Raw genomic sequence first — 2,254 nt, forward strand, 5'->3', positions numbered from 1 at the left:
GGCCGCACCCGTGCTCCGGAAGGTCAGGGCCGTGTAGACGAGGCCGCCGGCCAGGCCGGAGAGGACGAAGGAGCAGTCCACGCCGCCGGTCAGGGCGAGCAGGGGGCCCTCGTAGAAGGGGGTCGTCACGGCGAGCAGGCCGACTCCCGCACCGACGGCCCAGGAGACCGTCGCGGACACGTTCCAGCCGGCGCGGTACCAGTAGATGCCGCCCACCGAGCGGCGGTTGAAGACTTGGAGGGCGTCGGCGTCGTACTGCCCGCGGCAGCGGACGTAGCCGATCAGGGTGATCACGGCCCACGGGGTGCCGATCGCGGTCAGCAGCAGGACGAACGAGGTCATCGCGGACTGCACGTCCCACTCGAACGAGCCGATGAAGACGAACGCGGTGGCGACGCCCGCGGCGACCAGCGTGGCCTTGGCCCGGGTGGCCCTGGGGACGATGGCGTCGAGGTCGAGGCCCATGGAGTAGAGCATCAGCCCGGCGTTGCCCACCGAGCCGGCCGCGGCGGCGGCGAGCAGCGGGAGCAGGTACCAGACCGGCGAGGCGTCCACGAGCGGCCCGGCGTAGTCGGTGCCTGCCTTGGCGGCGAGCGCGGTGTACGTGCCGAACAGCTGCGGGACCAGCAGGCCGATCAGCAGGCCGAGCCCGGTGGCCCGGAACACCTTGCGGGGGCTGTGCCGGCGCGGGGAGATGTAGCGGGTGTAGTCGCCGAGCAGGGTGATGAAGGCGACGGGGCCGCTGAGCCCGGCGGCGACGGCGGCGAGCAGCCAGGTCGGCCAGAAGGAGCCGAGCAGGTACGAGGTCTGCGGCGGCGCGGCGGTGGTGAAGCCGGGGGCGTACGCGTACACGCCGACGGCGAGCAGGACCACCATGCCGATGGACAGGACCTTGCTCATGCGCAGCAGCAGCCGGTAGCCGAAGACGGCCCCGACGACGGTGAAGGCGGCCAGGACGCCGTACATCACGGCGCGGCTGGCTCCGGTGTCCGGCAGGCCGGTGAGCCGGGACAGGGCGCCGACCATCACGTCGCCGCCGATCCACAGGGTCAGGGCGGTGTAGCCGAGGGCGAGCAGCAGGCCGACGACCGAGCCGACGAGCCGGCCGCGTACGCCGAACTGGGCGCCGCTGGAGGTGGAGAGGTTGGTCGCCGTGCGCAGGGACACCAGTGCCAGCGGCGCGGTGAAGGCGATGCCGACCAGCGTGCCGGTCACGATGGCGGTGACCGAGGGCCACAGACCCAGTCCGAAGGACGGGGGCAGCCAGCCGAACACGATCACCCCGAGGCAGAGGTTCGAGCCGAGCAGGATCGAGATCAGGTCTCGGGGCCCGCTCGTCCGCTCCTCCTCCGGGATGGTGTCGACTCCGCGCTGTTCGATGGGCATGGGGGACTCCCTTGGCAGGGCGGGGGGTGGTTCGCAGATGTTTGAACGACACTCAATGTGACTCAAGCGCTGGTCTCAGGTCAATGCTTCATTGCCTGGAAATGAAGAGTTAGAGTGATGCTCTAACCCATCGACTCAAAAGGTGGTGGATCGGCGTGCGGCTGACCCCTACGGAGCGCGACCGGCTGCTGCTGCGCAGCGCTGCGGAACTGGCCAGGGCCCGCAGGGCCCGCGGTCTCAGGCTCAACGTCCCGGAGGCCACCGCGCTCATCGCGGACACGGTCTGCGAGGCCGCGCGCGACGGCAAGCGGCTCGCGGAGGCCATCGAGGAGGCCCGCAGCGTGCTGGGCCCCGGCGATGTGCTGCCCGGCGTCGCCGATGTGGTCACCGAGGTGCACGTGGAGGCCGTCTTCGACGACGGCTCCCGGCTGGCGGTGGTGTCGGCCCCGATCCGGGGTGCGGCGCTGCTCGGCGACGACGCCCCGGGAGCGGTCGTACCGGGCCCCGGAGCCCCCCAGCCGGAGCCGGCGCTGCACCTGCACGTGCGCAACACGGCATCCGTGCCGGTGAGCGTCACCTCCCACTTCCACTTCTTCGAGGCGAACCCCCGCCTCGACTTCGACCGCGCCGCGGCCTACGGCATGCGGCTGTGCGTGCCCGCGGGCTCGTCCGTGCGGTTCGACCCGCACGGGGAGGCCGAGATCGGCCTCGTCCCCATCGGCGGCGACCGCGTCGCGATCGGCTTCGCCGGCCTGGTCGACGGCCCGCTGGACGCGCCGGGAGCCAAGTCGCTCGCGCTGGCCAGGGCGGCGGCATGCGGCTACCTGGGCGCCGGGGCCCCCCGGGAAACCGAGGACGGGGCCGGGGC

General features: G+C 72.4%; 2 protein-coding genes. One reads left to right on the top strand and one right to left on the bottom strand.

The window, feature by feature from the left end:
* Window positions 1-1,386, bottom strand: a 1,386-nt coding sequence (locus ACFXA3_RS41265) for a cytosine permease (RefSeq protein ID WP_385196439.1), incomplete at its 3' end; no start/stop codon positions are given.
* Between the two features lie 155 nt (window positions 1,387-1,541).
* Here ACFXA3_RS41265 and ureA point away from each other — a divergent pair.
* Window positions 1,542-2,254: urease subunit gamma (ureA, locus tag ACFXA3_RS41270; protein WP_385196442.1), on the top strand; the 713-nt coding region annotated here is incomplete at its 3' end.

The organism is Streptomyces sp. NPDC059456 (assembly GCF_042750055.1).
In the GTDB taxonomy this organism is placed as follows: domain Bacteria; phylum Actinomycetota; class Actinomycetes; order Streptomycetales; family Streptomycetaceae; genus Streptomyces.